Annotated in this window: 3 protein-coding genes; all 3 read left to right on the top strand. The window is 75.5% G+C overall.

Annotated elements, in window-relative coordinates; genetic code table 11:
* Positions 1-449, top strand: a 449-nt coding sequence (locus Q0112_RS05165) for a CBS domain-containing protein (RefSeq protein ID WP_297972355.1), incomplete at its 5' end; no start/stop codon positions are given.
* A gap of 1 nt (position 450) precedes the next feature.
* Positions 451-1,947, top strand: coding sequence for an NAD(P)H-hydrate dehydratase (locus tag Q0112_RS05160; protein WP_297972352.1), 1,497 nt, complete (start codon positions 451-453; stop codon positions 1,945-1,947).
* Between the two features lie 37 nt (positions 1,948-1,984).
* Positions 1,985-2,885 (top strand): biotin carboxylase N-terminal domain-containing protein (locus Q0112_RS05155; protein WP_297972348.1); only part of this gene is annotated, 901 nt, incomplete at its 3' end.

Here is a 2,885-nt window from a genome sequence, read left to right as displayed (position 1 = left end):
CCGCCTTCATCTGGATCGGCGCCGGCACCGAGGCGGTCGCGGTCGCCACCGACGAAGGGCTCTCCCGCCACGCCGCCGGCCGCGCCATGATCACCGACTTCCGCACCCTCGCCCCCGGCGACCCGCTGTCCCACGCCGTCGATCTCACCCTCTCCGGCACCCAGCGCGACTTCCCGGTCGTCGAAGGCGATGCCATCGCCGGCGTCCTCACCCAGCCCGCGCTCCTGCGCGCGCTCCGCGACCTCGGCCCCGAGGCACGCACCGAGGCCGCCATGTCGCCGGCCCGCACCGCCGACATCGCAACGCCCCTCTCCGACCTCTTCGCCACCTTCGCGAGCCCCGAGGCGCGCCTCGTCTGCATCACCCGCGACGGGCGCCTCGCCGGCATCGTCGATCTAGAGAACATCGCCGAGTTCCTGCGCATCCGTCAGGCGCTCGGCACCCGCTGACATGCACGAGCTCCTGACCGCCGCCGAGATGGGCCGCGCCGACCGCCTCGCCATCGAGGGCGGCATCCCCGGCATGACCCTCATGGAGGCCGCCGGCCAGGCCGTCGCCGAGGCTGCCCGCGCCCTCGCCCCTTCCGGCCCCGTCGTCGTCGTCGCCGGCCCCGGCAACAACGGCGGCGACGGCTTCGTAGCCGCCCGCCGCCTCGCCGCCGAGGGCCGCGAGGTCACCCTCCTGCTGCACGGCGACCCCGCCCGCCTCAAGGGCGACGCCGCCACCGCCCAGTTCCGCTGGCCCGGCCCGACCCGCCCCGCCGAGCTCCCCTTCCCGCCCGCCGCCCTCGTCATCGACGCCCTCTTCGGCGCCGGCCTCGACCGCGAGATCACCGGCCCCGCGGCCCAGCTCGTCGCCGCGATGAACGCCGACCCCGCGCCCGTCCTCGCCGTCGACCTCCCCTCCGGCCTCCACGCCGACACCGGCCGCCCGCTCGGCACCGCCGTCGAGGCCGCCGCCACCGTCACCTTCTTCCGCAGGAAGCCCGGCCACCTCCTCTACCCCGGCCGCCGCCTCTGCGGCCGCCTGACCGTCGCCGACATCGGCATCCCCGCGGCGGTCCTCGCCGGGATCGCCCCCCGCGCCTGGGAGAACACCCCCGCCCTCTGGGGCGCCCTCCACCGCCCGCCCGACCCCGAGGGGCACAAGTTCACCCGCGGCCACGCCCTCGTCGTCTCCGGCCCCGCCACCCGCACCGGCGCCGCCCGCCTCGCCGCCGGGGCCGCGCTCCGCGCCGGCGCCGGCCTCGTCACTCTCGGCGCCCCGCCCGGCGCCCTCCTCGTCAACGCCGCCCACCTCACCGCCGTCATGCTCACCCGCCTCGACGGCCCCGACGACCTCACGGCCTTCCTCGCCGACCCCCGCCTCACCGCCGCCGCCCTCGGCCCCGCCCTCAGCACCGGCGCGCGCGAGCGGACCCTCGTCGCCGCCGCCCTCGCCGCCCCGCCCGCCCTCGTCCTCGACGCCGATGCCCTCACCCTCTGGCGCGACGACCCGCCCGCCCTCTTCGCCGCCATCGCCACCCGGACCGCCCCCGTCGTCCTCACCCCGCACGAGGGCGAGTTCGCCCGCCTCTTCCCCGACCTCGCCGACCTGCCCCGCCCCGAGCGCGCCCGTGCCGCCGCTGCCCGCTCCGGCGCCACCCTCCTCCTCAAGGGCCCCGACACCGCCATCGCCGCCCCCGACGGCCGCCTCGCGATCAACGCCAACGCGCCCCCCTGGCTCGCCACCGCCGGCGCCGGCGACGTCCTCGCCGGCATCGTCACCGGCCTCCTCGCCCGCCGCCTCCCCGCCTTCGAGGCCGCCGCCACCGCCGCCTGGCTGCACGGCGCCGCCGCTGCCGAGGCCGGCCCCGGCCTCACCGCCGAGGACCTCGCCCCCGCGCTCCGCCCCGTCCTCGCCCGGCTCTGGCCGGACGTCGTTGCATCGCAGCATCCTTGCCCGTAACACTCGCCCCCGGGGCCAGTCGCCGGGAGCGCGCCGCATGCCGACCTTCCAGAAAATCCTGATCGCCAACCGCGGCGAGATCGCCATCCGCGTCATGCGTGCCGCGAACGAGATGGGCAAGCGCACCGTCGCCGTCTACGCCGAGGAGGACAAGCTCTCCCTCCACCGCTTCAAGGCAGACGAGGCCTACCGCATCGGCGAGGGCCTCGGCCCGGTCGCCGCCTACCTCTCGATCCCCGAGATCATCCGCGTGGCGAAGATGTCCGGCGCCGACGCCATCCACCCCGGTTACGGCCTCCTGTCGGAAAACCCTGATTTCGTGGACGCTTGCGAGTCGGCCGGCATCACCTTCATCGGCCCGACCGCCGCCACCATGCGCATGCTCGGCGACAAGGCCTCCGCCCGCAAGGTGGCGATCGCCGCCGGCGTCCCGGTCATCCCCGCCACCGAGGTCCTGCCCGACGACATGGCCAAGGTGCGCCGCATGGCCGAGGCCGTCGGCTACCCCTTCATGCTCAAGGCGAGCTGGGGCGGCGGCGGCCGCGGCATGCGCCCGATCCTCACCCCCGACGAGCTCGAGGAAAAGGTGCTCGAAGGCCGCCGCGAGGCGCTCAACGCCTTCGGCAACGGCGAGGGCTACCTCGAGAAGATGATCGCCAACGCCCGCCACGTCGAGGTGCAGATCCTCGGCGACAAGATGGGTACCATCTACCACCTCTGGGAGCGCGACTGCTCGGTGCAGCGCCGCAACCAGAAGGTCGTCGAGCGCGCGCCCGCCCCCTACCTCACCCAAGCCCAGCGCGAGCACGTCTGCGAGCTCGGCCTCCGCATCGCCCGCGCCGCCAACTATGAATGCGCCGGCACCGTCGAGTTCCTGATGGACCGCGACTCTGGCGACTTCTACTTCATCGAGGTCAACCCCCGCGTCCAGGTCGAGC

Source organism: uncultured Amaricoccus sp. (assembly GCF_937858865.1).
Lineage (GTDB): Bacteria > Pseudomonadota > Alphaproteobacteria > Rhodobacterales > Rhodobacteraceae > Amaricoccus.
This window is presented reverse-complemented; position numbering and strand designations above follow the sequence as displayed.